Source organism: Nocardioides sp. DN36, assembly GCF_055380375.1.
The window spans coordinates 2596983-2623032 of sequence record NZ_AP043823.1; the positions used below are offsets into that span (position 1 = coordinate 2596983).

28 protein-coding genes are annotated in these 26050 nt (G+C 71.7%); 9 read left to right on the forward strand and 19 right to left on the reverse strand.

The annotated features are described in order from the left end of the window. Positions 1–36 precede the first annotated feature (36 nt). The 3 genes from prfB to ACZ43H_RS13370 form a co-directional block, all read right to left on the reverse strand. Positions 37–1155, reverse strand: coding sequence for a peptide chain release factor 2 (prfB, locus tag ACZ43H_RS13360; RefSeq protein WP_464583493.1), 1119 nt, complete (start codon positions 1153–1155; stop codon positions 37–39). 106 nt (positions 1156–1261) lie between these two features. Continuing rightward, positions 1262–1717, reverse strand: a complete 456-nt coding sequence (locus ACZ43H_RS13365; protein ID WP_464583495.1) for a CAP domain-containing protein — start codon at positions 1715–1717, stop codon at positions 1262–1264. A 155-nt stretch (positions 1718–1872) separates the two neighbouring features. Next, the gene (locus ACZ43H_RS13370) at positions 1873–2070 is read right to left on the reverse strand and encodes an RNA polymerase sigma factor (protein WP_464583497.1); all 198 of its coding nucleotides are present in this window, start codon (positions 2068–2070) and stop codon (positions 1873–1875) included. 1042 nt (positions 2071–3112) lie between these two features. Between ACZ43H_RS13370 and ACZ43H_RS13375 the strand changes: the two genes are divergently transcribed. After that, positions 3113–3730, forward strand: coding sequence for a TolB family protein (locus ACZ43H_RS13375; protein WP_464583499.1), 618 nt, complete (start codon positions 3113–3115; stop codon positions 3728–3730). 134 nt (positions 3731–3864) lie between these two features. Here ACZ43H_RS13375 and ACZ43H_RS13380 read toward each other — a convergent pair whose 3' ends face one another. The 10 genes from ACZ43H_RS13380 to ACZ43H_RS13425 all read right to left on the reverse strand — a co-directional run bounded on the left by ACZ43H_RS13380 (position 3865) and on the right by ACZ43H_RS13425 (position 9809). Next, entirely contained in the window at positions 3865–4248 is a 384-nt protein-coding gene (locus ACZ43H_RS13380) for a hypothetical protein (protein ID WP_464583501.1), read from the reverse strand. Positions 4249–4258: 10 nt separating this feature from the next. Next, positions 4259–4495 (reverse strand): hypothetical protein, encoded by a 237-nt coding sequence (locus tag ACZ43H_RS13385; RefSeq protein WP_464583503.1) that lies wholly within the window; start codon positions 4493–4495, stop codon positions 4259–4261. 32 nt (positions 4496–4527) lie between these two features. After that, a complete protein-coding gene (locus ACZ43H_RS13390) occupies positions 4528–4977 on the reverse strand; it encodes a pilus assembly protein TadG-related protein (protein ID WP_464583505.1) in 450 nt (149 codons plus the stop codon). Continuing rightward, positions 4974–5411, reverse strand: coding sequence for a hypothetical protein (locus ACZ43H_RS13395; RefSeq protein WP_464583507.1), 438 nt, complete (start codon positions 5409–5411; stop codon positions 4974–4976). Before ACZ43H_RS13395 ends, ACZ43H_RS13390 begins: the two co-directional genes overlap by 4 nt. Next, on the reverse strand, positions 5408–5806 hold the full coding sequence (locus ACZ43H_RS13400; protein WP_464583509.1) for a TadE/TadG family type IV pilus assembly protein: 399 nt from the start codon (positions 5804–5806) through the stop codon (positions 5408–5410). Before ACZ43H_RS13400 ends, ACZ43H_RS13395 begins: the two co-directional genes overlap by 4 nt. 6 nt (positions 5807–5812) lie before the next feature. After that, on the reverse strand, positions 5813–6010 hold the full coding sequence (locus tag ACZ43H_RS13405; protein ID WP_464583511.1) for a hypothetical protein: 198 nt from the start codon (positions 6008–6010) through the stop codon (positions 5813–5815). A gap of 29 nt (positions 6011–6039) precedes the next feature. Then, positions 6040–6981, reverse strand: coding sequence for a type II secretion system F family protein (locus ACZ43H_RS13410; protein WP_464583513.1), 942 nt, complete (start codon positions 6979–6981; stop codon positions 6040–6042). Next, positions 6978–7832, reverse strand: a complete 855-nt coding sequence (locus ACZ43H_RS13415) for a type II secretion system F family protein (RefSeq protein WP_464583515.1) — start codon at positions 7830–7832, stop codon at positions 6978–6980. Before ACZ43H_RS13415 ends, ACZ43H_RS13410 begins: the two co-directional genes overlap by 4 nt. Next, positions 7832–9085 (reverse strand): CpaF family protein, encoded by a 1254-nt coding sequence (locus tag ACZ43H_RS13420; protein WP_464583517.1) that lies wholly within the window; start codon positions 9083–9085, stop codon positions 7832–7834. The genes ACZ43H_RS13415 and ACZ43H_RS13420 overlap by 1 nt, the downstream gene beginning before the upstream one ends. Positions 9086–9206: 121 nt before the next feature. Next, positions 9207–9809: a TetR/AcrR family transcriptional regulator gene (locus tag ACZ43H_RS13425; protein WP_464583519.1), complete on the reverse strand. Its 603-nt coding sequence runs from the start codon at positions 9807–9809 to the stop codon at positions 9207–9209. A 146-nt stretch (positions 9810–9955) separates the two neighbouring features. On the opposite strand from ACZ43H_RS13425, the gene ACZ43H_RS13430 reads away from it, so the two are divergent. The 5 genes from ACZ43H_RS13430 to ACZ43H_RS13450 all read left to right on the forward strand — a co-directional run bounded on the left by ACZ43H_RS13430 (position 9956) and on the right by ACZ43H_RS13450 (position 14926). Then, positions 9956–10933, forward strand: a complete 978-nt coding sequence (locus ACZ43H_RS13430; protein WP_464583521.1) for a zinc-binding dehydrogenase — start codon at positions 9956–9958, stop codon at positions 10931–10933. Between the two features lie 135 nt (positions 10934–11068). Further along, a complete protein-coding gene (locus ACZ43H_RS13435; protein ID WP_464583523.1) occupies positions 11069–11560 on the forward strand; it encodes a MaoC family dehydratase in 492 nt (163 codons plus the stop codon). A gap of 298 nt (positions 11561–11858) precedes the next feature. Further along, positions 11859–12929 carry an IS110 family RNA-guided transposase gene (locus ACZ43H_RS13440; protein ID WP_464583525.1) on the forward strand — a complete coding sequence of 357 codons (1071 nt, stop codon included), beginning with the start codon at positions 11859–11861 and terminating at the stop codon, positions 12927–12929. A gap of 145 nt (positions 12930–13074) precedes the next feature. After that, positions 13075–14025 carry a hypothetical protein gene (locus ACZ43H_RS13445; protein WP_464583527.1) on the forward strand — a complete coding sequence of 317 codons (951 nt, stop codon included), beginning with the start codon at positions 13075–13077 and terminating at the stop codon, positions 14023–14025. Positions 14026–14209: 184 nt separating this feature from the next. Then, positions 14210–14926, forward strand: coding sequence for a LamG domain-containing protein (locus ACZ43H_RS13450; RefSeq protein ID WP_464583529.1), 717 nt, complete (start codon positions 14210–14212; stop codon positions 14924–14926). Positions 14927–14938: 12 nt separating this feature from the next. On the opposite strand, the gene ACZ43H_RS13455 is transcribed toward ACZ43H_RS13450, so the two are convergent. The 4 genes from ACZ43H_RS13455 to ACZ43H_RS13470 form a co-directional block, all read right to left on the reverse strand. Then, entirely contained in the window at positions 14939–16936 is a 1998-nt protein-coding gene (locus ACZ43H_RS13455) for a YncE family protein (protein WP_464583531.1), read from the reverse strand. Between the two features lie 110 nt (positions 16937–17046). Further along, on the reverse strand, positions 17047–17544 hold the full coding sequence (locus ACZ43H_RS13460) for a hypothetical protein (RefSeq protein ID WP_464583533.1): 498 nt from the start codon (positions 17542–17544) through the stop codon (positions 17047–17049). A gap of 204 nt (positions 17545–17748) precedes the next feature. Then, on the reverse strand, positions 17749–18891 hold the full coding sequence (locus tag ACZ43H_RS13465) for a DUF4185 domain-containing protein (protein ID WP_464583535.1): 1143 nt from the start codon (positions 18889–18891) through the stop codon (positions 17749–17751). Continuing rightward, positions 18888–21092, reverse strand: a complete 2205-nt coding sequence (locus ACZ43H_RS13470) for an MMPL family transporter (protein ID WP_464583537.1) — start codon at positions 21090–21092, stop codon at positions 18888–18890. Before ACZ43H_RS13470 ends, ACZ43H_RS13465 begins: the two co-directional genes overlap by 4 nt. Before the next feature lie 157 nt (positions 21093–21249). Between ACZ43H_RS13470 and ACZ43H_RS13475 the strand changes: the two genes are divergently transcribed. Beyond that, positions 21250–21771 carry a 2'-5' RNA ligase family protein gene (locus ACZ43H_RS13475; RefSeq protein WP_464583539.1) on the forward strand — a complete coding sequence of 174 codons (522 nt, stop codon included), beginning with the start codon at positions 21250–21252 and terminating at the stop codon, positions 21769–21771. On the opposite strand, the gene ACZ43H_RS13480 is transcribed toward ACZ43H_RS13475, so the two are convergent. Together ACZ43H_RS13480 and ACZ43H_RS13485 are read right to left on the reverse strand one after the other, a co-directional pair. Then, on the reverse strand, positions 21768–22568 hold the full coding sequence (locus ACZ43H_RS13480; RefSeq protein ID WP_464583541.1) for an HAD-IIA family hydrolase: 801 nt from the start codon (positions 22566–22568) through the stop codon (positions 21768–21770). The genes ACZ43H_RS13475 and ACZ43H_RS13480 overlap by 4 nt on opposite strands. A gap of 44 nt (positions 22569–22612) precedes the next feature. After that, entirely contained in the window at positions 22613–23326 is a 714-nt protein-coding gene (locus ACZ43H_RS13485; protein ID WP_464583543.1) for a helix-turn-helix transcriptional regulator, read from the reverse strand. A gap of 554 nt (positions 23327–23880) precedes the next feature. On the opposite strand from ACZ43H_RS13485, the gene ACZ43H_RS13490 reads away from it, so the two are divergent. Together ACZ43H_RS13490 and ACZ43H_RS13495 are read left to right on the forward strand one after the other, a co-directional pair. Beyond that, positions 23881–25353: a sensor histidine kinase gene (locus tag ACZ43H_RS13490; protein WP_464583545.1), complete on the forward strand. Its 1473-nt coding sequence runs from the start codon at positions 23881–23883 to the stop codon at positions 25351–25353. Beyond that, positions 25350–26033: a response regulator transcription factor gene (locus ACZ43H_RS13495; protein WP_379181448.1), complete on the forward strand. Its 684-nt coding sequence runs from the start codon at positions 25350–25352 to the stop codon at positions 26031–26033. Before ACZ43H_RS13490 ends, ACZ43H_RS13495 begins: the two co-directional genes overlap by 4 nt. Positions 26034–26050: the final 17 nt, after the last annotated feature.

The window sequence follows — 26050 nt, forward strand, 5'->3', positions numbered from 1 at the left end:
CGGCGCGTCCACCCTCAGCGAGAGCGGGTGCGACCCCTAGTTGGCGTCGGCCTTCTCGGCGCCACGACGCCAGCGGATCCCGGCCTCGAGGAACCCGTCGAGCTCGCCGTCGAAGACCGAGCTGGGGTTGCCGACCTCGTAGCCGGTCCGCAGGTCCTTGACGATCTGGTAGGGGTTGAGGACGTAGTTGCGCATCTGGTCGCCCCAGCTGGCGGCCACGTCGCCACGCATCTCGTCGAGGTGCGCCTTCTCCTCGGCCTTCTTGAGCGCGAGCAGCTTGGCCTTGAGCACCACCATCGCGCTGGCCTTGTTCTGCAGCTGGCTCTTCTCGTTCTGGCAGCTGACGACCACGCCGGTGGGGATGTGGGTCAGGCGCACCGCGGAGTCGGTGGTGTTGACGGACTGGCCCCCGGGGCCACCGGAGCGGTAGACGTCGACGCGGATCTCCTCGTCGGGAACGTCGATCTCGTCGGTCTGCTCGAGGACCGGCACGACCTCGACCGCGGCGAAGCTGGTCTGGCGGCGGCCCTGGTTGTCGAAGGGGCTGATCCGGACCAGGCGGTGGGTGCCGGCCTCGACGCTCAGCGTGCCGTAGGCGTAGGGCGCGTGGATGGCGAAGGTGGCGGACTTCAGGCCCGCCTCCTCGGCGTAGGAGGTGTCGAACACCTCGACGGGGTACTTGTGCTGCTCGGCCCAGCGGACGTACATCCGCATCAGCATCTCGGCGAAGTCGGCGGCGTCCACCCCACCGGCGCCGGCGCGGATGGTCACCAGCGCCTCGCGGGCGTCGTACTCGCCGGAGAGCAGGGTGCGGACCTCGAGCGCCTCGACGGCCTTCTTGATCTTGCCCAGCTCGGACTCTGCCTCGGCGATCGCGTCCGCGTCGCCCTCCTCCTGGCCGAGCTCGACCATGATGCCGAGGTCCTCGACGCGGTTCTGGAGGGCCGTGAAGCGGTCCAGCTCGCCCTGCAGCGCCGAGAGGCGCCCGGTCACGCGGGTCGCGTTGTCCTGGTCGTCCCACAGGTCGGGCGCCGCCACCTGCTCGCCGAGGTCGGCGATCTCCTTGCGCATCGCGTCCACGTCCAGCACCTGCTCGATGGTGCGCATGGTCGCCTGGAGCTGCTTGATCTCGGAGTCGAAGTCGGGGCCTGCCACAAGGCACGAGCCTACGGCAGGCGGCCACGCTCCCCGAAACGCGGCTGTGACGAGAGGTCGTGTGCCCGATCAGGCGCCCTGGCGCGCTCTCGGGCACACGACCCGATCAGGCGCGGCGGCCGAAGACCTGGGAGACGTACCACCGGCCGTCATCACCCAGGCGCGCGGCGACCGCGATCCGGCGGTAGCGGCGCTCGAGGATGTTGGCGCGGTGGTCCGGGGACTTCATCCAGCCCTGGTTCACGACGGCCTTGCCGGTGGGGAACCCGACGGCGACGTTCTCCCCGGTGATGCTCAGCCGGCACCGCTCGAGGATCGCGCCGAGGTCCTGGTGGTAGATCCGCTCCTGCCGGGCCATCCGCTTCGCCTGCCTGCGGGCGAACCCCTGCAGGCAGTCGCTGTGCCTGAGCCGCACCCGGTCGTGCTCGGCGCGGTGGTGGTTGGTGGCCTTCACGGCCGCCGCGGAGTACGACGCCGCGGTGACCGCCTGTGCCGGGGGCGCGAGCGCGAGGGTGGTCGCGAGGGCGATGAGGATGGCCGCGAGCGAGGTCCGGCTGACCATGTGTCCTCCCTGGGTCCGAGAGTCCTGGGGGGACGATCGTAGAGCGTCCGGTGTCGTCAGGAGCGCAGAACGCTCGCCCAGTCCGCGTCGGCTCGTCAGCGGGACTGTGCGTCACGGCCCGGACGTCGAACGCGTCCCCCGCGCGGCGCAGCGCCTCAGCGATCCGCGTGTCGGAGTCCACCGGTGCTCACCTCCTCCAGCAGCCGGCCGAGGGTCGCGCGGGCCCGGTGCAGGAGCACCCCCACGGTCGAGCGCGCGCAGCCCATCAGCTCGGCGAGCGGGCGTCGTTCGAAGTAGAAGAGCACCACGGCGGCCCACTGCCGCACCGGCAGGGACCGGACGGCGGCGAGCACGTCGAGGTCTCCGGGCTCGACCGGCGCCTGGGGCTCGAGCGCGCTCTCGGCGCGACGTCGGCGCGCGTCGCGCCGCAGGGAGCGCGTCCTGGGCGCGTTGCTGGTCGTGGCAGATGAGGAAGACGGTCCTGGCGACGGCGGGGAACTCGACGGCGAAGAGGCTCTCGAACTCCTCCGTCCGTGTCATGCCCGCCTCCAGGCGCAGCCGTGCTCACCCCGGGCTCCCACCTGCCACCGTAGGGAGCGCCACCCGGGGGGACATCGCCACATACGGGCGGCTCGGTTCGTGGACGCCCGCCCGCAGCCGTTGGCTGTGCCCCGGGGGGGCAGCCTCGGTCCCGCGGCTGGCACCTGCAGGACACCGCGCACCGGTGTTGCCCGAGCTCTTGACAGCAGATCGACGAGAGCGGTGACTGGTAGGAACCGAGTGCCGATGGCCCGACGAGGCTGTCTCAGCCACACGACTGAACCTCATCGCATCGGGGGTCAGCGGCGCGGAAGGCGCGCTGCCATGAGAACTCCCACCTGGGTCGCGTCGGTCGCCGGCGCGGTGTTCGGGTCCACGACCCCTGCACCAGGAGACATCCTCGACCGCAGCACGATCCGCACCCCCGACGGAACGACCACCCCGGGAGCAGACCGGCGGGGGCACGACGTCCGTGCCGGACGAGACGGGTTCGCCCCGAGAGCTACCAGTCGTCGGGCATCATCCGCTTCACGACTGGTCGCCGTCGGGGCCGTCGTGCTGTCAGTCCTCCTCTCGCTCGTCATCGTCGGAGCGCCTGAGGCAGGAGCCTCGTCCAGCGGGTCGCACGGGGGCCGGTTCGTCTTCGCTCGCTTCGATCCGAGGATCGGGGACGACGTCACCGTCCTCAGGCGGCCCGATGGCACGCTGCGTCGACTGTTCCCCGGAGCATCGACGTCCCCACACTGGTCGCCGGACGGCGACCGTGTCGCGATCGGTGCCTGCGCCGACCCTCCTGCGTGCCAGACCGCGGCTGTGCTCGTGGACCCGGACAGTGGCCGGGTCACGGTCCTGCCGATGCCCGCGCCCGCCCGGCTCTTCACCGGCTGCCTCGTCTGGCGGCCCGACGGCAACCGGCTCGCGTGCGAGGGGCTCGGAGAGTCCGATCCCGGCCTTTCCGGCGTCTACACGATCAGTGTCGACGGCGGCGATCTCCGGAGGGTCACGTGGAACCCGGGGGACGACGACAACCCCACCGACTACTCCGGCGACGGGAGCCGGCTGCTCTTCACCCGGACGGAGTCGGGCCGGCCGGAGGCCACCAACAGTGCGCTGTTCGTCAAGAACCTGACGCGCGGCAAGGCACACCGGATCACTCCCTGGGGATTCTCCGACGGTGAAGCCGACTGGTCCCCGCATGGCGGACGGATCGCCTTCGAGCACCGCGGCTCGCTCTACTTCGCGTATCCCGATGGCGCCCCCGTGCACAAGGTCCGGCTCGACACGGTCAAGGGATACGGCGCTGGGGACTTCTCTTGGTCGCCGAACGGCAAGCGGCTCGTCTTCCTGCTCGCCACGCCGAAGCCTGACGGCACGTACCGGGAGGGCCTCGCCACCGCCGCCGCCAACGGCTCCCACGTCCGCTGGGTCACCACGAGCCCGACCTTCGACCACCAGCCGGACTGGCGACCCTGAGGATCGCGGGAAGTTCATCCCCGGCTCGGTCGACGTACCAGCCACCGACCGCCTCCGCCGCCGCTCCCCCGTTGACCCGTTGCACATTCCCCCGGGTGATCCAGACGACCATCCGCAGCGTCTGCGCGCTCGGATCAGGGCAGCCGGGACGGCACGGCCCGCAGCTCGTCCTCGTCGATCTGCGGTGGCGCCGGCCGGCCCCGTCGCCTGGCCAGGGCGGCGTACACGTCGCGGTAGGTCTCCGCGGCGAAGCTCGTGAGGTGGCGCGACTCGTGTGCCGCCCGCACGTGGGCCGCGGGCACGTGGTGGCTGAGGGTGTCCCCGCGCAGCAGGCTCATGACCTTGGCCCGGTCCTCGACGTAGACGACGACGAAGAGGTCGTCGTCGACGTTCGCGGACAGCCAGGCCCGCCAAGCGGGGGTGGACCGCAGCCACGACCACGTCCGGCGGAAGACGCCCTGGGCCAGCGTGTTCGACTCGGCCGCCATCCAGGCGATGGAGATCCCGGTGCCGGTCACCGGCTCCTCCTCATCGGCTCACCCCTGGCCGCGAGCCGGTCTCGGCCCCCGTCTCCGCCCTGCTCCGGCGGCGGCGGTCCCGCTCGATCTGGACCATGCACAGCAGGTTGACCGCCGTGAGAGCCACGCTCACGGCCAGCTTCCAGCCGTCCAGGCCCGGGAGCAGCCACAGCATCCACGACACCATGAGCCCGAGCCAGACGTACATGTAGACGTACCACCACGTCCGGGGCCGCCACTTCGGCACGTCGTCCTCCAGTTCCTCGGGCGGGCAGGGTCTCACGGCTGGTCCACCTGCACCACGGCCGAGCCGGTGGACCCGATCGACGCCGTGCTGGGGGCGCCGGGCACGGTCAACGGCAGGTCTATCGGCGCGTGGATGTTCACGGTCACCCGGCGGCGTACCCCGTCAACGCCCACGTCGAAGGTGAGGCCGGGGTACTTCGCGTAGGCGCCGATGTCGGCGAGGTACGTGTGCACCGCCGCGCGCACCGCGGCGGGCGTGAGGCGCAGCTCCTGGTCGGGTACCCCGGTCGTGTAGGTCTCCTCCCCCGTCGCCCCGAGGTCCGCACCGCGCAGCGCGGCACCGTCCGCGATCGTGTCGAGCCCCTGGCGCTGGAGGTACGCCGCGGAGGCGTCGACGACCAGGGCCACCACCATCGCCAGCACGACCGCGAAGCCGATGATCATCAGCGTGGCCTGACCCTGCTCGTCCCCCCGCCCGGTCACCGCACCTCCTGGAACTGACCGATGGGGACCGTGTGACTGGCGTCCAGGGCGAACGTCGGTGAGCCCCCGCCCAGCGCGCTCGGGATCAGCGGGAGGTCGACGCGGGAGCGGATGCGCACCGTGATCACGGAGGTGCCGTTGTGGCAGTCGTGCGGGAACGGCCGGCAGGTCACGTCGACCGCCAGTGGAGCGCCCTCGAGGCCCTGGTCGCGGAGCGCCTGCCGGGCGGCCGCCTGGGCGCGGGCGCGGCCCTCGCCGTCGGTCGGGGCGAGCGCGTAGGCACGCCCGGCCGCGCGGGCGGCGGCGCTGACCGCGAACGCACCGCGCTGCACCTCGAACGCCGAGAGCACGATCCACAGCATCGGCACCAGCAGCAGCAGGCCCAGCCAGGTCAGCTCGACCAGCGCGCTCCCCTCATCGCCCCGGCGCCTCACGACGGGTCCTCCTCCACCGCGTGCCCGGAGACCGTCAGCTCGACGGCCGGCCCGCCGATCCCCAGCGCCGGCACGCGCGCGTGCACGACCACCTCGATGCCCGGCGCACCGTCGACGAGGACGCGGCGTACGTCGACGTCGCGGGCGAAGCGGCCCGAGACCGCGGCGCCGATCTGCTCCCGGGTGCGGGCCGCTCCGTCCGCCGGGCCGCGGTCCTGGGTGGCGGCGTACCGGGCGCCCTCGGACGCCGCGGCGGCGAGGGTGTTGCGGACGAGCAGCACCAGCCCGACCTGCAGGATGCCGAGGAACAACGGCACCAGCACGACCAGGACCAGCACGAAGTCCACCACCGCGGAGCCGCGCTGGGTCCGCGCGCCGTCGCCTGACACGGACACGACCGGTCAGTTGTGGACGGAGCTGAGCGCCTCGCGCAGCATCGAGCCGAGCTGGCCCTTGGCGACGCCCCAGATCGTCATGACGAGGCCGGCGGTCATCACCGTGATCAGCACCCAACCGGGCACGTCGCCACGGTCGTCGCGCGAGCGTGGCGCGGTGACCTCGAGGTAGAGCCTGGTCAGCACCAGCGAGAGGTGTTCCATCGATCCGTCCTTTCCGAGGAGGCCAGTCATCAGGGAGTGGTCAGGTGGAGGCCGATGACGCCGGGCCAGAAGGCGAAGAGCACGGTGACGGGGAGCACCAGGAACACGACGGGCACCATCATCGCGACCTCCTTGCGGGCGGCGACCTCGATCAGCTCGCGCCGGCCGGCCTCGCGCACGTCCGCGGCCTGGGCGTGCAGCACCTCGGCCAGCGGCGTGCCCCGCTCGACCGCGACGGCGATGCCCTGGGCGAACCGCGCGACCAGCGGCAGGCCGCTCGCCGCCGCCATCCGGTCGAAGGCGGCCCCGACGGGCTCCCCGGTGCGGACCGCGGCCAGCACCCGCGCCAGGTCGGAGGAGAGCGCGCCGCCGCTGCGTCGTACGACGCGGTCCAGCGCCCCGACCGGGCTCTCGCCGGCGGCCACCGCGAGCGCGAGCAGCTCGGCGACGGTGGGGAACTCCGCGAGGATCCGGCGCTCCCGCTCCTTGACCTGGCTGGAGAGGTAGGTGTCGCGGGCGAGCACGCCCCCGACGAACGCGATCAGGCACAGCACCAGGGAGGCCACGGCACCGCGCGGGTCGGCGAGCGCCTTGACCAGGCCGTACGCCGCCGCGAGCGCGAAGCCCGCGAGCCCCCACAGCACCTGCTCGACACGGAACTCGTGGACGGTCTTGTCGATGTCGGCGCGCTCCAGGCGCCGGCGGACCGACGCGGCCCCGCCGAGCACCCTCTCCACGGTGTCGGCCGCCGAGCGCAGCACCGGCCCGAAGACTCCCGCGGCCGCGGAGGTGGGCGAGGAGGAGACGACCTTCAGGCCGGGGCTGTGACCGACCTGCGGCAGGTCACGGACGTAGGGCAGCACGCGCACCGAGAGCTGGGTCCGGCGCAGCTCGAGCACCCGGGCCGCGACCAGCAGCACGCCCGCACCCAGGACGGCACCGAGGACTGCGCCCCAAGCAGCCGGCGTCACGACAGGATCCGCCGTTCGGTCGGGAGCCGTCCGAGACGCATCATCAGCCGGTAGGCCACGAGACAGGCGGCTGCCCCGAACACGAGGACGGCGACGCCGCCGGGCGAGGCGTACCGCCGGATGACCTCGGACTGGAACGACATGAACAGCAGCACCAGCCACGGCGAGGCGACGGCGAGCCGGGCGCCGTTGACCGTCCAGGCCTGCCGCGACTCCATCTCCGAGCGGGTGCGCGCCTCGTCGCGGAGGTAGCCCGAGAGGTTGCGCAGCAGCCGGCCGAGCTCGCCGCCGCCGACCTCGCGGGCGATCCGGAGCCCCTCGACCACCCGGTCCCCGACCGGGTCGGCCAGTCGCTCCTTCAGCCGGTCGAGGCACTCGCCGAACCGGCCCGTGACCTGGTAGTCGAGCGCGAACTCGTCGAACGCCGCGCGCAACGGCTCGGGTCCGCGCGTGCCGAGCGCGGCCAGCGCGTCGGGGAGCGACATGCCGGCGCGTACGGCGGACGCGAGGTTGTCGACCGCCTCGGGCCAGACCTCGGCGAACTCGCGCTGCCGCCGTCGGGCCCGGCCGGACACCACGGCCGCCGGCAACCAGCCACCCATGACCCCGAACGCGATGGCGACCGGCGGCGTCCCGGAGACCACCTCGATGACCAGGGCCGAGACGATGCCCAGGACCAGGCAGAGCGCCACGAAGCCGGTCGCCGTGACCTGTCCGAGACCGGCCCGCGCGAGCATCTCGGTGACCCGGCCGGTCGCGCGACGCGCGGTCCGGGGTCGGGTCGGCACGAAGAACGCCGACCACACCAGCATCAGCCCGATCCCGACGCCGAGCCCGACCAGCGCACCCATCAGTCGGCCCCCCGCAGGATCCGGTGCACGTCGATCCCGACCCTCTCGTAGAGCTCCGGGCGAGGAGGCATGCCGTTGGTCCAGCGCAGCTCGCCACCGTCGCGACGGAAGACCGGCTCGGTCTCGATGACGTCGTTCTCCGCACGGCCGGAGACACCGACGATCTCGTGGACACGGCGGACGCCGTGGTGGTCGATGCCGAGATGGACCACCAGGTCGACCGACGACGCGACCGTCGGCACCACGAACCGGGCCGAGATGTTCTCGCCGGCCAGCAGTGGCAGCGTGCACATCTTGACCAGCGCCTCCCGGGCGCTGTTCGCGTGGATCGTGCACATGCCCGGCAGGCCCGCGTTCAGCGCCAGCAGCAGGTCGAGGCACTCCTCGGAGCGCACCTCCCCCACGATGATCCGGCTCGGCCGCATTCGCAGGCTCTCCTTCACCAGGTCGCGGAGCCTGATCTCACCGGTGCCCTCGAGACCGGACTGCCGGGTCTGCAGGGGCACCCAGTCCGGGTGCGGGAAGCGCAGCTCGAAGACCTCCTCAGCGGAGATCACCCGCTCACCGCCCGGGATCGCCGCGGCCAGGCAGTTCAGCATCGTGGTCTTGCCGGCCTGGGTGCCACCGGCGACGAGGATGTTGAGTCCCGCGCGCACCGAGGCCTCGAGGAAGGTCGCCGCCCGGGCCGACAGGCTGCCGAGCTCGACCAGGTCCTGCAGCCGGGCGGCGCGCAGCACGAACTTGCGGATGTTGACCGCCGAGAACCCGCGGCTGATCCCCTCCAGCACGACGTGCAGCCGGTGCCCCTGCGGCAGCATGGCGTCGACGAACGGCTGGCTGATGTCGATGCGGCGGCCGCTCGACTTGAGCATCCGCTCGACCAGCTCCTGGACCTGCGCGGTGGTGAGCATCAGGTTGGTGAGCTCGTGGCGTCCGTGGCGGGCCACGAAGACCCGGCTCGGATCGTTGATCCAGATCTCCTCGACCGACGGGTCGTCGAGGAACGGCTGCAGCGGGCCGAACCCCGAGACCCGGGCGACCAGCTCACCGATGACGGCGTCGACGTCGGGGACCGGTGCCACGACCCCGGTCAGGCTGCGCTCGTCGTGCGCGCGTACGACGCTCTCGGCGATACGGCGCACGACGGGGGCGTCGCGCTGCGGGTCCACGCCCTCGCGCCGCACCAGCTCGCGCACGTGCTGGTCGAGCATCTCGACCAGCTCGCCGTGCGCGTCCGCCGCCGTCACCGCCATCGCCGACCCCCGTCCCGAGTGAGGCTGTCCCGACCCTAGGGACAACGGGCTCCTACCCGCGAGGGTCACTCACGAATCTGTGGACAAGGCAAAGAAATGGCGTCCGCTGCGGGCCGCGCGATCAGTGCGCCGGCGCTGCCTCCGCACCGGCCGCGCGCGAGCGCGCCAGGTCGAGCAGGTCGAGCGCGGCCGCGTGGTCGACGCGGCTCATCAGCATCGACGCGACGACCAGCCCGGCGACCTCCGTCGCCAGGGCGCGTACGCCGTCCTCGGGCAGCCCGGGAGCGGCCGCGGCGACCCCGCGCGCGACCGCAGCGAGCAGGTCGTGGTGGTAGCCCGCGATCACGGCACGCACCGAGTCGTCGTGGACCAGGTCGGCGCCTGCGGTGTTGACCAGCAGGCAGCCCAGCCGGGCGTCATCGCCGGACCGGGACGTCGCGATCGCGTCGTGGAGCCCGCCGAGGTAGTCGGCGAGCGCGCCGGGCGCGACCGGGTCGGCCAGCAGGCCGGCCAGTCGAGGCCGCACGACGTCGGCGAGGTAGCTGCTCACCGCTGCGTCGAAGAGGCCGCGCTTGGACCCGAAGGCGGCGTACAGGCTGGAGCGCCGGAGGCCGGTGACGCGCTCGAGATCGGGCACGGACGTCTCGGCGTACCCCTGGCGCCAGAAGACCTCGCGGGCGGCTCGGACCGCCCGGTCGGTGTCGAACGCGCGGGGTCGGGCCATGTCTCCTCCTCAGGCTCGCATCGTCGGGGTCTCATCGTCGGCGTGACCGGTCTCATGCCGGGCCCGCGGTGCGCGGGGTTTGGTCGGACCGTGCCGACGGTTATTGTGGAACGATCATTCCATAATCTACCAGCAGGAGGAGCGAGATGCGCGCCCTGACGCACGCCACCTTCGGCGACCCGGCCACCGTCCTGGAGGTCACCGAGGTCCCCACCCCCACCCCCGGCGCCGGTGAGGCGCTCGTCCGAGTGGTCCGCGCGACGATCCACAACCACGACCTGTGGACGATCCGCGGCAGCTACGGCTTCAAGCCGGAGCTGCCTGCCGGGTCGGGCACCGAGGCCCTCGGTGTCGTCGAGGAGCTCGGCGAGGGAGTGACGCACCTCGAGGTCGGCCAGCGCGTGGTCGTCGGCGGCGTCTTCGGCGCCTGGGCCGAGAAGGTCGCCGCCCCCGCGGCCGGCCTGCTTCCGGTGCCCGACGCGATCGCCGACGAGGCCGCCGCGCAGCTCGTGGCGATGCCCTTCAGCGCCGTCTCCCTGCTCGACTTCGCCGGTCTCGAGACCGGCGACTGGCTGATCCAGAACGCCTCCAACGGCGCGGTCGGCCGCCTCGTGGCGCAGTTCGCCAGGGCCCGCGGGATCCGGGTGGTCTCCCTCGTTCGTCGTACGGCGGGCGAGGCCGAGCTGGCCGAGGCCGGCATCGACGACGTCGTCTCGACCGACCGCGACGACTGGCGCGAGAGGGTCACCGCCCTCACCGGCGACGCCCCGATCCGGGTCGCGGTCGACTCGGTCGGCGGCAGCGCGAGCGCCGACCTGCTCTCGGTGATCGCCGAGGGTGGCACCCTCATCTCCTTCGGCGCGATGGACGACGGCACCATGCTCGTGCCCTCGGGCGCGGTGATCTTCAAGCAGGCCACCGTCAAGGGCTTCTGGGGCTCCGCGGTCTCCAAGGCGATGGACCCGGAACACCGCAACGCACTCCTGCGCGAGGTGGTCGAGCGCGTGGCTTCCGGCGAGGTCGTGCTGCCCGTCGGCGGCACCTTCGGCTTCGACGAGGTCGACGCCGCCCTCGAGGCGCAGGACCAGCCCGGACGCGTGGGCAAGATCCAGCTCGTGCCCTGACCGATCCCGGCCCCGTCAGGCCCTGCGATCGACCGCCTCCTTGAGTACCGGACGTAGGCCATTCGGTCGATGCGTGACCTCACGCCTCATGACCACCATGGAGGTCCGAGCACCGGTGAGACCCGGGAGGTCCCCATGAGCGAGATCGACACGGCGCGACCAGCCCTCGTCGTCGGCCCCCGGGATCAAGTCCTCGCGCTGACGGGCAGCCAGCTCGGCCCGTCGAGCTGGCTGCCCGTGGACCAGAGTCGCGTCGACGCCTTCGCCGGCGTGGCCGAGGACCGGCACTGGGCGCACAACGATCCCGAACGCGCTGCCCGCGGCCCGTTCGGGGCCCCGATCGTGCATGCCCACCTGACCCTGTCCCTGATCCCGTTCTTCCTCCACCAGACCTTGGCGTTCACGGAGGGCGAGTGCCTGTTCTACGGCTACGACCGCGTGCGGTTCCCACTGGCCGTGCCTGTCGGCACCCGACTGCGCATGGTCGGCCAGGTCGTCCGGGTCGATGACGTCGCAGGCGGTGAGGAGGTGACCGTCGACACCCGGGTCGAGGCCGAGCACCATGACCGTCCCGCGTGCGCCGCCCGGGCTGTCTGGCGGCTCTACCACCTCGTCGCGCCCGACTGACTCGGCGATGCGACGGCACGGCTGAAAGCTCGCGGAATGACTGTGAGGATCGCGTACGCAGCCTGATGGTGCTGGGCTGTGGGCTGGGTGACTGCGGGTGTGACCCCCGGAATGACTGGCTTCGTGCCTTGGTGCGACTTGTCCGCTCGTGGTCGCCGGCCCCGGCCCGGTTGGAGGAGCTGGCCTGATCAGGAGCTTGACCACCAGGCGTTAGCCCCGCCAGGCGTGTCTCATCACAGTCCTGCCGAGCCTCCGTTCCGGACCGGAACCACGTCCCGTCCGGCGAAGGAGAGAACGCATGACCAGTCTGACCGAACTACGTGAGGTGGTCGATGTCGTCATCGGCGTGGACACCCACGTCCATACCCACTCCGCGGCCGTGGTCGACACCGCGACCGGTGGTGTCCTCGACGAGATCACCGTCGAGGCGACAGCCCAGGGCTATGCCGAACTTGTGGAGTTCGCCAACAACCACGCGACCTTGCGGGCCTGGGCGATCGAGGGAACCGGCGGCCACGGCGCTGGGTTGAGCCGTCACCTGCTGGAGTCCTCGGAGATCGTCATCGAGCTGGACCGCCCCAAGCGGGCAGCGCGCCGCCACGGTGCGAAGTCCGATCCCCTCGATGCGATCCGCGCCGCTCGTGAAGCGATGGCTCGACCGCGGTTGGGAACTCCCCGCAGCGGAGGCGAACGCCAAGCACTCTCGGTGCTCTTGGCTGCTCGCCGCTCGGCGATCAATGCCTCCACCGAGGCCCAGCAGCAGGTCTTCAGCCTGGTGATCGCGGCTCCCGAACCGATCAGGGTCCGGTTTCGTGGTCAGAAGCTCGCTGCGATGCTCAACACCGCCGCCAAGCTGCGGGTCCAGTCGTCGTGGGATGTCGAGACGACCAGCACCGTCGTCGCGCTGCGCACCCTGGCTCGCCGGGCGCACGCGATGTTGAAGGAGGCACGCGAGCTGCAGAAGGCGATCCTGACCATCATCCGCAGCTGGCGCCCAGACCTCCTCGAGGAGTTCGGCGTCGGACCGATCGTCGCCGCGACGGTGTTGTGCGCGTGGTCCCACCCCGGCCGCATCCACTCGGAAGCGGCGTTCGCGATGCTCGCCGGCGTGGCACCGATACCGGCCAACAGTGGTCAGGTCACGACCCGGTATCGGCTCAACCGTTACGGCGACCGGAGCCTCAACACGGCATTGCACACCGTGGTCCAGATCAGGATCCAGTACCAGCAATCCACTCGCGACTACGTCGCCCGTCGCACCGCCGAGGGAAAGACCAGCCGCGAGATCAAACGCTGCCTCGCTCGCTACGTCGCCCGAGACCTCTACCGCCTGCTTGAAAGTGGGCCGCTAATGCTTGACGAAGCATAGGAGCGTCGCAGGCCTCCCCCGGGAGCGGGGGTGGCCGGTGCACCGGCACGTTTCCACCGAATTCGGCGAGGACATGGCGTCTCGGCGTCCGCTGGACTGGGTGCCGGCGCCGCGGTGGCGCCGACGACCATGTCAGGGGAGGCCCATGAGCGTTCGCACGATGCCCCGACCCCGGCGTACGACGCTCGCCGCGGCCGCCGGGCTGGTGGCCGCGCTCCTCGCCACGAGCACGAGCCCCGGCGCGGCTCTCGAGCCGGCCCCGACCGCGTTCGGCAACGTGGTCAAGCCGCAGGGGACGCAGACCTTCCCGCAGGCGCTGGCGATCTCGGAGTCGAGGTACGGCGGCCACCTCGGCGTGATCCGGTACTTCGACGGCAACGCCCCCGACTCCTGGTCCACGTTCAACGCCAAGCTCACCGACCACGTCGGGATCATCTCGTTCCGGATCTCACCGACCACCGTGCTCAGCGGCAGCGCCGACAGCCAGCTGCTGAGCTGGTTCCGCAACGCGCCGACGGACCGGGTCACCTACTGGTCCTACATGCACGAGCCCGAGGACGACATCCAGCGCGGGGCATTCACCATGGCGAACTACCGCGCTGCGTGGGCCCGGATCGCGGGCCTGGCCCGCCAGGCGAACAATCCGCAGCTGCGCGCCACGCTGATCCTGATGTGCTACACCGTCAACCCGGAGTCGGGCCGCACCTGGACCAACTACTACTCCCCCGGCGACATCGACGTGCTGGCGTGGGACTGCTACAACCACGGCGAGAAGCGCGGGGTCTACGGCGAGCCGACCACCCTGTACTCCCGGGCCATCGCCACCTCCCGGAACGCCGGGCTGCCGTGGGGCATGGCCGAGTTCGGCAGCCTGCTGGCAGCCGGCGACACCACCGGCGCCGGCCGGGCAGCGTGGCTGCTCAAGGTCTCGCGCTACTTAAGGACGAGGGCGCGCTGTTCGCGAGCTACTTCGACACCAACGGTGACGGGAAGTCGGACTACCGGCTGCTCGACGAGCCGTCCCGGCAGGCCTGGTCGGACGTGGTCTCCGACCAGACGCCTTAGGCCGCGCGCCGCCCGGTCGTCGGGCTATTGACCGGCGGGGAGCGCGGGTGTAGTCCGGAGCCAGGACCCCTCACGCGACGGGGTCGTGGTTGTCCGGACCGGCCGATGGGTGGGCTCGAGCCCACTCGCGGGACGGCGTGGCGTGACGGCGCCCCCGGGGTGGGTACGCCGAGTCCGAGCGACGTTGCTCTGCCACTCTCACCCGAGGCCAGACCATGTTCCACCTCCACCAGGCGGCTGCGGCCGCCTCCCTCGGCGCGCTGCTGGTCATCGCGCCTCCAGCTCTCGCGGTCTCTCCCGGCAACAGCTGGGGCATGGACCTCGTCGCCGGCGTCGTGCAGGACGCCAACGGCAGCCAACCGATCAGCTTCAGCGGCGGAGGCGTGCTGCCCGCCACCGGCCGCGTCGGTGGTGCCGTGGAGCTCACGCAGGCCCCCTCGTTCGGGACGGTGGCCAACAGCAGCCACGACAATCCCGGCACCCAGAACTTCGCGATGGGCCTCGTCTTCACCTCGCGGCCCATCCCGGACAAGCATTACTCCGGCAACCTCATGCAGAAGGGCCTGTTCGCCGACCCCGGCCAGGTCAAGCTGCAGCTCGCCCCCTCGTCCGGGGGCACCGTCAACTGCCGCGTCAAGGGCACACTCGGCGCCAGGATCATGACGTCGACCGTCAACGTCGACGACGGCGCGTGGCACACGGCCGTCTGCTGGCGCTCTGGCCCCGTCGTGGGCCTCACGGTCGACGGCGTCGTGACGGCCCAGACCTGGGACCCCGGCTCGGTCACCAACGACAGGTACGTGCTGTTGGGCAACAAGGGGATCAACGCCGACGCCTCGGACCAGCACTTCGGCCGCGACGACTACGCCACCTGGGTCATCGACCCCGACGCCCGCGCCATCGTGGAGCAGCGGGTGGCGCTGTCGGGCTGACGACACCGGCGCTCACTGGTAGGAGAAGAACCCGTTCGACGACCAGTCGACCCCGTCGATGCCCTGGCCACCGATCTGGGTCACCGCCCCGGTCGGCCGGGCGTCGAAGGCGACCCGCCACAGCTTGCCCTCGGAGGTCGCGAACACCAGCTGGCCCGAGCTCATCGTCATGCCGCGCACCTTCGACCACATCACCCCGTCACCGGTGCTGGCCACGAACAGGTTCGCGCCCACGACCCGGCTCTCCGGGGTGAAGTACCGGTAGTAGAGCCGCGAGTCGTTCGAGACCGTGTAGTAGATGCGGCCGTTCGCGAAGAACATGCCGGTCATCGAGGCGAGCTGCGTCGCGAAGCTCGGGACCGCCGTCTTCGTGCCCGGGATCTTGAACGACGTGGGCGGCGCGACCTCGAGGCCGTGCAGGTCGATGGTGGTGGGGGCTCCGACCGACGTGCCGTTGAAGTCACGCACGGTGAGGGTGCCGTCGCTCCAGCCGGTGTAGAGCCTGCCGTTCAACGCGAAGGAGCCGCGGGCCTGGCGCCAGTCCACCCCGGTGGGCACGACCGTGCCGGCCGCGAGGCCCGACGTGGAGTACGGCCGGCGCAGCAGGTTCCCGGTCGAGGACTGCATGTTGAACAGGTCCGCGGTGATCGGGTACGGGTTGTTCGCCGGCACTGTGGTGCCGCCGGCCAGGGGGAAGAAGCCGAGCTTGCGGTGGGTCTCCCCACCGAGCACATCGGTGTCGCTGCCGACCCAGAGCCCGTCGGCGGTGGCGAGGAAGGCGTAGACGCCGTACCCCCGCTGCCGGCCGGGGTTCCAGCTGAACGGCAGCCCGTTCACCGGGTCGAGGGCGGCGATGCCCTCGCGCGGCACTCCCCCGGGACCGGGTCCCGGGCAGGTGCCGCAGGCCAGCGCGATGTAGGGGTTGTTCATCCACTGCTGGTGCCCGCCGACGTAGACCGCCGTGCCGGTCACCGAGAGCGCGGTGAACGAGTCGCCACCGCTCCAGTCCACCCAGCTCGGCTGGAGCGCGCTCCCCCGGGCCGAGGACTCCCAGCGCGACACGCTGTCGCACAGCCGCTCGGCCCGGTTCGCTCCCGTCGTGGCGACCACGAAGTAGCTGCCGTCGGGGGCGAAGTCCACGTCCCGCATGTACGACGGGAAGGTCGTCGAGCACCAGGTGGCGTTCGCGACCGTCGGGTTGTACACGGGGAAGACGTCGGTCTCCCAGTTGGCCACCGACACCGGCGTGGTCGTCAGGTCGAGCATCGCGATCTGGATCCGCGGCTGGCCGCCGACCTTGCTGAAGTTGCCCACCGCGACGAGCTTCGACGCGTCCGGGCTGACGTCCAGCTCGGGCACGCCCATGGAGCCGCGGGGCGGGTCGGTGAAGGGCAGGTCCAGGTTGGCGTCGACGGCACCGGTCGCGAGGTCCAGCCGGGCCAGCCCGGAGCGGGCCGTGGACCTGATCGTCGTGAACTTCCCGCCCACGTAGAGCCAGCCTCCGCGCACGACCAGCTCCTGCACGAGCGCGCTCGCGTTCGCGGTGAAGGTCTTGTCCACGGCCCCGGTGGCGACGTCGATCTTCGCGATCTTCTTCCTCGCCACGCCGTTGACCGTCCCGAACGCGCCACCGATGTAGACCGACCTGCCGTCCGGCGCGACCGCGATGGCCTCGACCTCGCTGTTGACCGTCACGTCGAAGTCGGGGTCGATCGCCCCGGTCGTTGTGTCCACGGCGACGAGGTAGCTGCGGGCGAGGGTGGTCCCGGACCCGGCGGCCTGCACCTGGGTGAACGTGCCTCCGACGATGGCGGTGTCACCGACCTGGACCACGGCGTTCACCCAGCCGTCGAGCACGTTCGGGGTCCAGTCGACAGGGTCGTCGCTGACGACCTGCGACTGGGCGGGCTGCTGGGCCACGGCCGGCGGCACGAGGACGGCGGCCACCAGGGAGAGACCGAGGACGAGGGCGCTCCCGAGGTGGCGGGACCGGCGCGGGGATGGGGACACGGGGCTCTCCGGGGTGGTGCGGGGCCGACGGGACGCCCCGGCCGGCGGGAGGGGGATCCGCCGGACGGGGCGCCGTCGTCAGCCCGGTGGGCGGATGACGGACGAACGGGTCAGTAGCCGGCGCAGCCGGTCACCCAGAACGTCTTGTACTTGGTGTCCTTGCCGATCGAGCTGGGCGCGTTCACCTTCAGCTTCACGTGGTAGCCCTGGTTCGGGTGGGCCATGTAGAGCTTGAGAGCGGTGGAGAGGTCGTAGGTCTCCTGGGCGTCGACGTCGGTGCCTCCTCCGGCCGCGTCCTCACCGATGAAGATGTTGTCGGCGACGAGCAGGACCGACTTGCCCGTCGGCGGCTGTGCGGTGAACCTGACCGACGCGTTCAGGTTGCCCTGCTCGTAGTTGTAGAAGTCCACCTGGAAGGTACAGCCGACGTGCGGCTCGTTGTCGGGATAGGAGTCGAACGGGATGCCGTCGATCTTGACGACGCCGTTGTTGCCCGGGGCGGCCACGGCCGCGTCGGTGGTGACGGCGGCGACACCGGTGGTGAGGAGGGTCCCGCACGCCGCGAGCACCGCGACCTGTGCCTTCCTCGACCTGGACTGAACTTTCATGGAGCGCTCCTCCTGTGAGGCGACGAGCCGCACCGGGGACGCCCGAGGGCGAGGACCGGCACGGATCCTGGTCTCGGTCCCCGCGCCGAGCTGGCCGTGTCACCGTAGGGGCCCCCAGAACGGGCAGTAATCGCCAAATTCGGGGCTGCTGGGCACGCATTCCGAGCGGATCCTTGAGCATCAGGAGGGGGCCTTCTGCGCGCCTCAACGGGGCAGCTCGACGAACTCGGGGCGACCGACCTGCGGGTGCTCGAACAACCGCTGGAGGTCGGTGGTGTTGCGCGAGATGGAGACCAGCAGCCGCCCCGACCGCAACGGGATCTCGGGGTGCGCGAGCGGGGCGTACTCGAGGTTCCCGGTGTCGAACCCGCCCGGTGCCTCCAGCTCCTTGACCGGCGTCCACGGACCCCACGCGTGGGGTGCGGTCCACTTGTAGACGAAGTCGCTGATGTCGCCGTCGCGCTTGGAGACCGCCACGAAGTGGTCCCCGACGCTGTCGACCGAGAGCGTCTGGGAGACACCGCCCCGGCTCGGCAGCACGGCCGCGGCGTGCTGCCGACGGGGCTGCCACCGGCGCCCGTCCCAGAACTCCCACCGGCTCCGGTCGCCGGGGTCGTCGACCGGGGCGCGGGCGGCGTACAGCTCCCGGCCGAAGTCGTAGGGGCGGCCGGTCAGGCGGGTGCCGTAGACGTAGTACCAGCCACCGTGCACGTCCGCCGCAGCTCCCCAGTTGACCTGCTGCTCGTCGCGCGAGTCCGGGGTGATCCGGACGATCTTGCGCAGCGCCGGCACGCCGCCGTCCGCGACGGTGAAGACCGCAGCGTCCGTCCCGAGGAACGTGAAGTCGAAGGAGCCGCCGTGCCCGCGGTCGATGCGCGAGCACAGCACCACCACGACGTCGTGGCCCTCCTTGCGGGCGACCGCGACCGACATCGGCCAGCGCACGACGTTCGGCGCCACGTCGGGGATCGCCGGGCCTCGGTGCAGGTCGAGGAGCTGGGAGACGCAGCGCCCCGAGGTCACCAGCATCGAGTTGGCCACGATCGGTGGCTCCAGCGGGTCGGCGCGCACGGTGTCGCCGAAGAGCCACACCAGCCGGTGGTCGTGCAGCATGCCCGTGGCGCCGATGTCGCCGGCCTGCCAGGCCGGCAGGTCCAGCGTCCGGCCGATCCTGTTGAGCTCGTCCACGGTCGGCTCCTTCACCTGCGCCGGAGGCGCCGGGCAGGCCGGAGCGAGGCGGACCGCGGCGGCGGTGCCGGGGGCCGGCCCGCCGCCGGAGCCCGTGCACGCGGTCACCAGCAGCAGGCCGGCGACCGCCCCGAGGGCCCGACGCCCGCGCCTGCTCACGGGCGCCGGGACGATACTTGTGGCTCGGGCGCGGGTACGACGGGCTCGACGCTCCCCTCGAGCTGGAGGTCGGGGATGACCCGGTCCAGCCAGCGCGGCAGCCACCACGCGTGCGCCCCCAGGATCGACATCAAGGCCGGCACCAGCACCATCCGCACCACACTGGCGTCGATGAGCACGGCGACCGCCATGCCGACCGCCAGCATCTTGATGGTCGGGTCGGTGTCGAGGACGAAGCTGGTGAACACCACGACCATGATCGCGGCGGCCGTCGTGATCACCCGCGCGGTGCTGCCGATGCCGATCGCCACCGCCCGGTGCGCGTCGCCGGTCTGGTGCCAGGCCTCCCGCACCCGGGAGAGCAGGAACACCTCGTAGTCCATCGAGAGGCCGAAGACGATCGCGAACATCAGCATCGGCACGAACGCCGGGATCGGCAGGTCCTGGTCGATGCCCAGCAGCTGGGAGCCCCAGCCCCACTGGAACACCGCGACCACGACGCCGTACGCCGCACCGACCGAGAGCAGGTTGAGCACCGCCGCCTTCACCGAGATCACCAGCGACCGGAAGGCGATGGTCAGCAGCACCAGGGACAGCAGCACCACGGCGAGGATCAGCCAGATCATCCGCTGCCCGACCTTCTCGGTGAAGTCCACGTAGCCCGCGGTGGTGCCCACGACGTACGCCGCGTCCGCGCCGAGCCCCGGCAGCACGGTGTCCTTGAGGTCGTCGACCAGGTCGCTCGTCCTCGCGTCGTCGGGAGCGGTCGTCGGCACCAGGTTGATCACCGCCACGGTGCCTGCGGGGTTGGTGGTGGGTGCGCCCGCGGAGGCGACTCCCGAGGTCTTGGCGAGCTTCTTCTGCGCCGAGCTCAGGAAGTCCTGCGTCTGCTGCTGCGATCCCTGGGGGAGCTTCAGCACGACCGTCAGCGGGCCGTTGGCGCCGTCCCCGAACCCCTGCGAGATCAGGTCGTAGGCGCGCCGGTCGCTCTGCGACGTCGGGTCGGAGCCGGCGTCGAGCTGGCCGAGGCGCAGCGACAGCACGGGGATCGCCAGCACCAGCAGGAGCAGCACGCTGCCCACCGCCCACGGCCACGGCTTGTCGCTGACCTTGCGGCCCCAGCGGGCGAACGCACTGTTCTCGTGGCTGTGGTCGGCGGTGGCGGCATCCGCCCGCGGCTCGGCGCGGTCGCTCCGCGACCGGACCCGGTTGCGGGCCAGCGCCAGGAACGCGGGCACCAGGGTGAGCGCGGAGAGCATGGTGACCGCCACGACGATGGCCGAGGCCAGGCCCAGCGCGCCCACGAACGGGACCGAGGAGACGTAGAGCCCGAGGATCGCGACCACCACGGTGCTGCCCGCGACGACCACCGCGGCACCGGACGTGGCGGTGGTCCTGCCGATGGACTCGTCGAGGTCCATGCCGCGGTCGAGCTGCTCGCGGTGCCGGGCGACGAGGAAGAGCCCGTAGTCGACGGCGACGCCGAGGCCGAGCAGCGTCGCCACGGTCGGCGCCGTGGTCGGCAGGTTGATGACCGCCGCCACCAGCCCGACCAGGGCCAACCCGGTGCCGACGCTGAAGACCGCACCCACCAGCGGCACCAGGGCCGCGACGATCGAGCCGAACATGATCAGCAGCAGCACCAGCGCCGAGCCCAGGCCGATCAGCTCGGAGACCGTGTCGTCGGGGGCCTGCCCGATCTGTCCGGCGCCCCCGCCGTAGTCGACGACCAGCCCCGCGGAGCGCGCCGGCTCGACGGCCTTGTCGAGCTCGTCGAGGTAGTCCTGGTCGAGGGATGCCGGGACGACGTCCCACGAGACCGTGCCGTAGGCGATGGTGCCGTCCTTGGACACCGCGGGCGTGCCCTGCGTCTTCAACGGGTCGGTCGCGCTGATCACGTGGTCGAGGCCGCCGACGTCCTTCATCGTCGTCGAGACGGCCTTCGACTGGTCCTCGACCGTCCCCTTCTCGGCGTGGAAGACGATCTGGCCGGAGTAGCCGCTGGCCGAGGAGAAGTCCTTCCTCAGCACGTCGAGGCCGGTGGAGGACTGGCTTCCCGGGACCGAGTAGTCGTTGACGAAGTTGCCGGCCGCCGCGCGGTTGGCGAGGGTCAGCCCCACCAGCAGGAGCAGCCACACCCCCACGACCCACCACCGGTGCCTGCTCGCGAACCTGCCCAGCCTCTCCAGCAGCGCGTTCATGTCGAGGTACCTCCGGGTCGTCCCCCGACCGGCGTCGCTTCTCACCGTAGGTCGGTCCGGCGAGCGGCTGCATGCCCAAATTGGAGGGCGGACCGCGGGCGCTCCTGGTCCGCGTCGACCCCTCGACGGACCTCCCCGAGTTCGGGACGCTGGGTGCGTGGCCCTCGCCGTCTGCCTGCTCCTCGACCGTCGCTCGGACCGTCTGGTGCGCGACCTGTGGGCGCGTCTGGAGGAGCAGGGCGTCCGCACCCTGGCGTCGCACACGCACGGCCGGCACCTGCCGCACCTGTCGTACGCCGTGCTCCGATCCTGGGACCTCGTGCCGGTGCAGGCGGCGCTGGCCGCCCTGCCCGACGGCGGGCCGGTGACGCTGCACTGCCACGGGACGCTGACCTTCCCGCGCGGCCGGGCGGCCCTGGCGCCGGCGGTCACCGCCGATCTCGCCTGCCGTCAGCAGCGGGTCGTGGAGGCTGTGGCCGGCCGCGGCGACCTGCACCACAACTACCGGCCCGGCTGGTGGGTCCCGCACGTCTCGGTCGCGACCCGGGCACAGGGCGCCGCGATGGCGACGGTGGTGCGGATGATCGCCGACACCCTGCCCCTGGCGCTGCAGGCCGACCGGGCCGCCCTCGTCGACAGCGCCACCGGGCGGACCTGGCCGCTCGACCCGATGCCCTAGTCGTCGCGCGGGTCGGCGCCCACCAGCTCGACGAGGTCGGCGATCGAGTCGACGACGCGCGTCGGCCGGTAGGGGAACGTCTCCACCTGGTCGGGCCGGGTCGAGCCCGTCGTGACCAGCACGGTCCGCAGCCCCGCCTCGAGGCCGCTGATGATGTCGGTGTCCATCCGGTCGCCCACCATCACGGTGGTCTCCGAGTGCGCGTCGAGCTGGTTGAGGGCGCTGCGCATCATCAGCGGGTTCGGCTTGCCGATGAAGTACGGCTTGCGCCCGGTCGCGGTGGAGATCAGCGCCGCCACCGAGCCGGTCGCGGGCAGCGTGCCCTGGATGCTGGGCCCGCTCGGGTCCGGGTTGGTGGCGATGAAGCGCGCCCCGCCCTCGATGAGCCGGATCGCCCGGGTGATCGCCTCGAAGGAGTAGGTCCGGGTCTCCCCGAGCACCACGTAGTCGGGCTCGCGGTCGGTCATCACGTAGCCGATGTCGTGCAACGCCGTCGTGAGCCCCGCCTCCCCCACGACGTACGCCGTGCCGTGCGGCCGCTGCTCGGCCAGGAACTGGGCGGTGGCCAGGGCCGACGTCCAGATCGCCTCCTCCGGCACGTCGATCCCGCTCCCGAGCAGCCGGGCGCGCAGGTCCCGCGGGGTGAAGATCGAGTTGTTGGTGAGCACCAGGAATCGCAGCCCGGACTCCTTGAGCGCCTCGATGAACTCCTGGGCGCCCGGGATCGGCACGTCCTCGTGCACGAGCACGCCGTCCATGTCGGTGAGCCAGGTGTGGACCTCGCGGGTCGTCGTCATGCCCCCATTGTGGTGGAGGCGCGCCCACGTCGGGCGGTCCAGGGTCAGGCGCCGTGCCGGATCCGGGTCACGTCCTTCGCCCGCCGGTAGGCCGCGACGGCGGCCAGCTGCGAGTTGACCTCGAGCTTGCGCAGCACCGCCTTGACCTGGCTGCGCACCGTCGCCTCCGACACCCCCGCGAGCTCGGCGATGCCGCGCACGGACCGACCGTCGTACAGCAGGGAGAGCACGTTCATCTCCCGGGCGGTCAACGACTCCATCCGCGCCACGAGGCGGCGCTCCTCGTCCTCGACCAGGCGCCACTCACGCACCAGCCGGCGCCGCACGGTCTCGTCCATCACCGAGCCGCCTGCGGCCGCCGCGGTGACGGCGACGACGAGGTCGTCGAGCCCCGTAGAGGTCGGCATCACCGCGATGATGCCCCGGGTCAGCACCGCGCCCCAGCGCGGGCTCTCGGGGGCGTTGGTGAGCAGCAGCCAGCGCACCGAGGGGGCCGAGCCCACCAGGGCGCCGACCTCGACCAGCCGCTCGGGGCGGTCGAGGTCGCAGAGGAGGACGCCGACGACGGCCTCGATCTGGAGCATGTGGTGGGCGGCTTCGCGGACCTGCCGCGGGCCGGCCGGCCAGCGGTAGTTGGCGACCGGGAACCCCCGGGTGGAGAGCGCGGTGCGGACGGCCTGGCCGACGAGGTACTGGTCTGCGAACAGCCCGACCGGGGTCCGCCGCGGCTCAGGCCCGGAACTCGGCACGGCCGTCATCAGGGGCCCCTGGGACTCGGTCCACCGAGACTGCCCACGTGAGAGGGCGAGCACGTGGTGTTGGTGCTGGCACAAGCTGTCCCCTTGTCCGAAACGAATACCTCATGCTGGCGTGCCGTCCCGGCGGCCCGACGCCTCGCTCGGGGTAGTCCCCCACATTTGGGGATGGTTGAATCCGGACCCTGGGCGGACAGTAGAGAGGTCGAGTCCCCCCACTCGATCGAGTGGCTCACCAGCGCTGCTCTCGGCTCGGTCTTGACGGTCACGGAGTCGTCGGGACGCACTTCCACGGGATCGCCGTGCGATCCGTGGGGGCGAGATCGCGGAACAGCTGGTGGGCCGCTCACTAGGAGCACTTTCTGCAGGTTCTTCAAGGGACACGCAACACTTCATCAATTCCCGGTATCCGTCGCCAAAACGAGGGACGGCTACCGAAATCGCATCGTAGCGTGATGCACATGGCGGGAATCACGTTTGAAACGCGACCGCCGCAGGTGGGATTCGTCGCTCGGGAGGCGACAAGCGTGCGGGCGGGGGGGACCGAGCAGCGACCTGTGACACGCATCAAGACCAAGCTCTCCCAGGTGCCCTGGGGCCTGCCCACGTCCGGCGGCTGGACGTGGCGGAGCTCGGCCCTGCTCACGGTGGTGCTGCTGCAGCCCTACCTCCTGGTGCTGGCCCTGGAGGGCTCGGCGTCCTTGCGACTGCGGACCGCCAGCGTGATGAGCCTGCTGCTCATGCAGCTCGCCGTCCTCGCCAGCGCGGTCGTCCTGCAGTACGACTGGCGGATCAGCCGGCGCACGGCCACCGGCTGGATGGCGATGGCGCTGTCCTACGTCGCCGCCCAGAACCTTCCGTTCGCGCTCCTCGCCGTCGCGGGTTCGGACGTGGGCCACTACGGGTACGTCGTCGGCGTGACGCAGCTGCCGTCCGCGCTCGTGCTGCTGACCCTGGCCGCCCTGGCTGCCCGGGGTGCACCGCTGCCGGCCTGGAACCCGCTCGTGGTGGGCCTGATGCTCGGCGGCCTCGCCGCCACCGCACGCCTGGTCCTCATCGACACCGGGACCGACCCCACCCTGAGCCTGTCCGCGCCCGCCACGGCCGCGGTGGTCGCGACGGGCGTCGTCCTCACGGTGGCCGTCGCCGCCGTCGTGGCCCGCGTCGAGGCACTGCCCGGCTGGGTCCGGACCCGGGTCGTCGCCGGCCTGCTGTGCCTGCTGGCCAGCCGGGTGGTCTCCTCCGGTCAGGAGCACGGCTCGCCGTCGCCGCTGGCCGTCGGGTGGGCACTGTTCGGCACCGTGCTGCTGTGCGGGGCCGCCGCCGCGATGCTGCGCCAGACGATCGGGGACAACTCGCGCCGGCTGGTGAGCCTCGCCCACCGCGCCGCGACCGCGGAGGTGAGCGTGCGCCACGGGCAGGAGAAGCTCCACGAGCTGCACGCCACCGTCGCCGGGGTCGCGATGGCCTCCCGGCTGCTGATCCAGAACGGCGGGCCGACCGGCAGCCAGCGTCAGCGGCTGGAGTCCCTGCTGGACTCTGAGATGACCCGGCTCGAGCGGATGCTCACCAAGCGCGGCCAGCAGCCCGTCGAGGACTTCTGCCTGGACGAGGTGCTGCAGCCGCTGGTCGAGACCCAGCAGACGCTCGGGGTCGACGTGGTCCTGCGCCCGTCGGACCTGCGGGTGCTCGGCCGGTCCGACGACCTCGCCGAGGTCGTCCACATCCTGCTCAGCAACGCCGCGCGCCACGCGCCGGAGTCGCACGTCGAGCTCACCTCCGCCCGCCGCGGCAACGCCGTCGAGGTCCAGGTGTCCGACGACGGGCCCGGGGTCCCCGACACCCTGCGCGACTCGCTCTTCGCCTGGGGCGCGCGCAGCGCCAGCTCGCCCGGACAGGGCATCGGCCTGCAGCTCGCCAAGCGGCTGATGCTGGAGCAGGGCGGCAACCTGAGACTCGAGAACGAGGGCCGCCTGGGGGGCGCGACCTTCGTCCTCACCATTCCCACGAGCTCCCCGGGAATGCCATGAGAAATCCCCGAGGCACCACCCGCGTGGCCCTGGTCGAGGACCACCTGCTGTTCGCGGAGTCGCTGGAGATCGCGTTGGGCATGGAGGGCTACCAGGTCCGCCGGGTCCCCCTGCCGGACCGGCCCAGCTCGCTGGGGGCCGTGCTCGCAGCCGTGCTCCGGGCCCAGCCGCGGATCGTGCTGCTCGACCTCGACCTCGGACCGCACGGCAACGGCGTACGCCTGATCGAGCCGCTCGCCAAGGCCGGCATCGCGGTCGTGGTCGTGACCGGATCGGTGGAGCGCACCCGCTGGGGTGAGTGCCTGCGGTACGGCGCCCGCACGGTGCTGACCAAGACCTCACCGCTCAACGACATCCTCGCCACGGTGCGCCGGCTCAACGACGGCTTCCCCGTGATGGACCGCCTCGAGCGCGAGGAGCTGATCGCCGAGTGGCACCAGAACCGCGTGGAGAACCACGAGGCGCGGCGCCGTCTCGAGGACCTCACGCCGCGGGAGCGCGAGGTCCTGCGCCAGCTGATGCAGGGCCACCAGGTGCGCGAGATCGCCCGCCTGAACGTGGTCTCGGAGGCCACGGTGCGCACCCAGGTGAAGTCGATCCTGGCCAAGCTCGAGGTCTCCTCGCAGCTGGCCGCCGTGGGCCTGGCCCACGAGGCGGGCTGGCGCCCCTCGGACTCCTGAGGAGGATCCGCTCCACC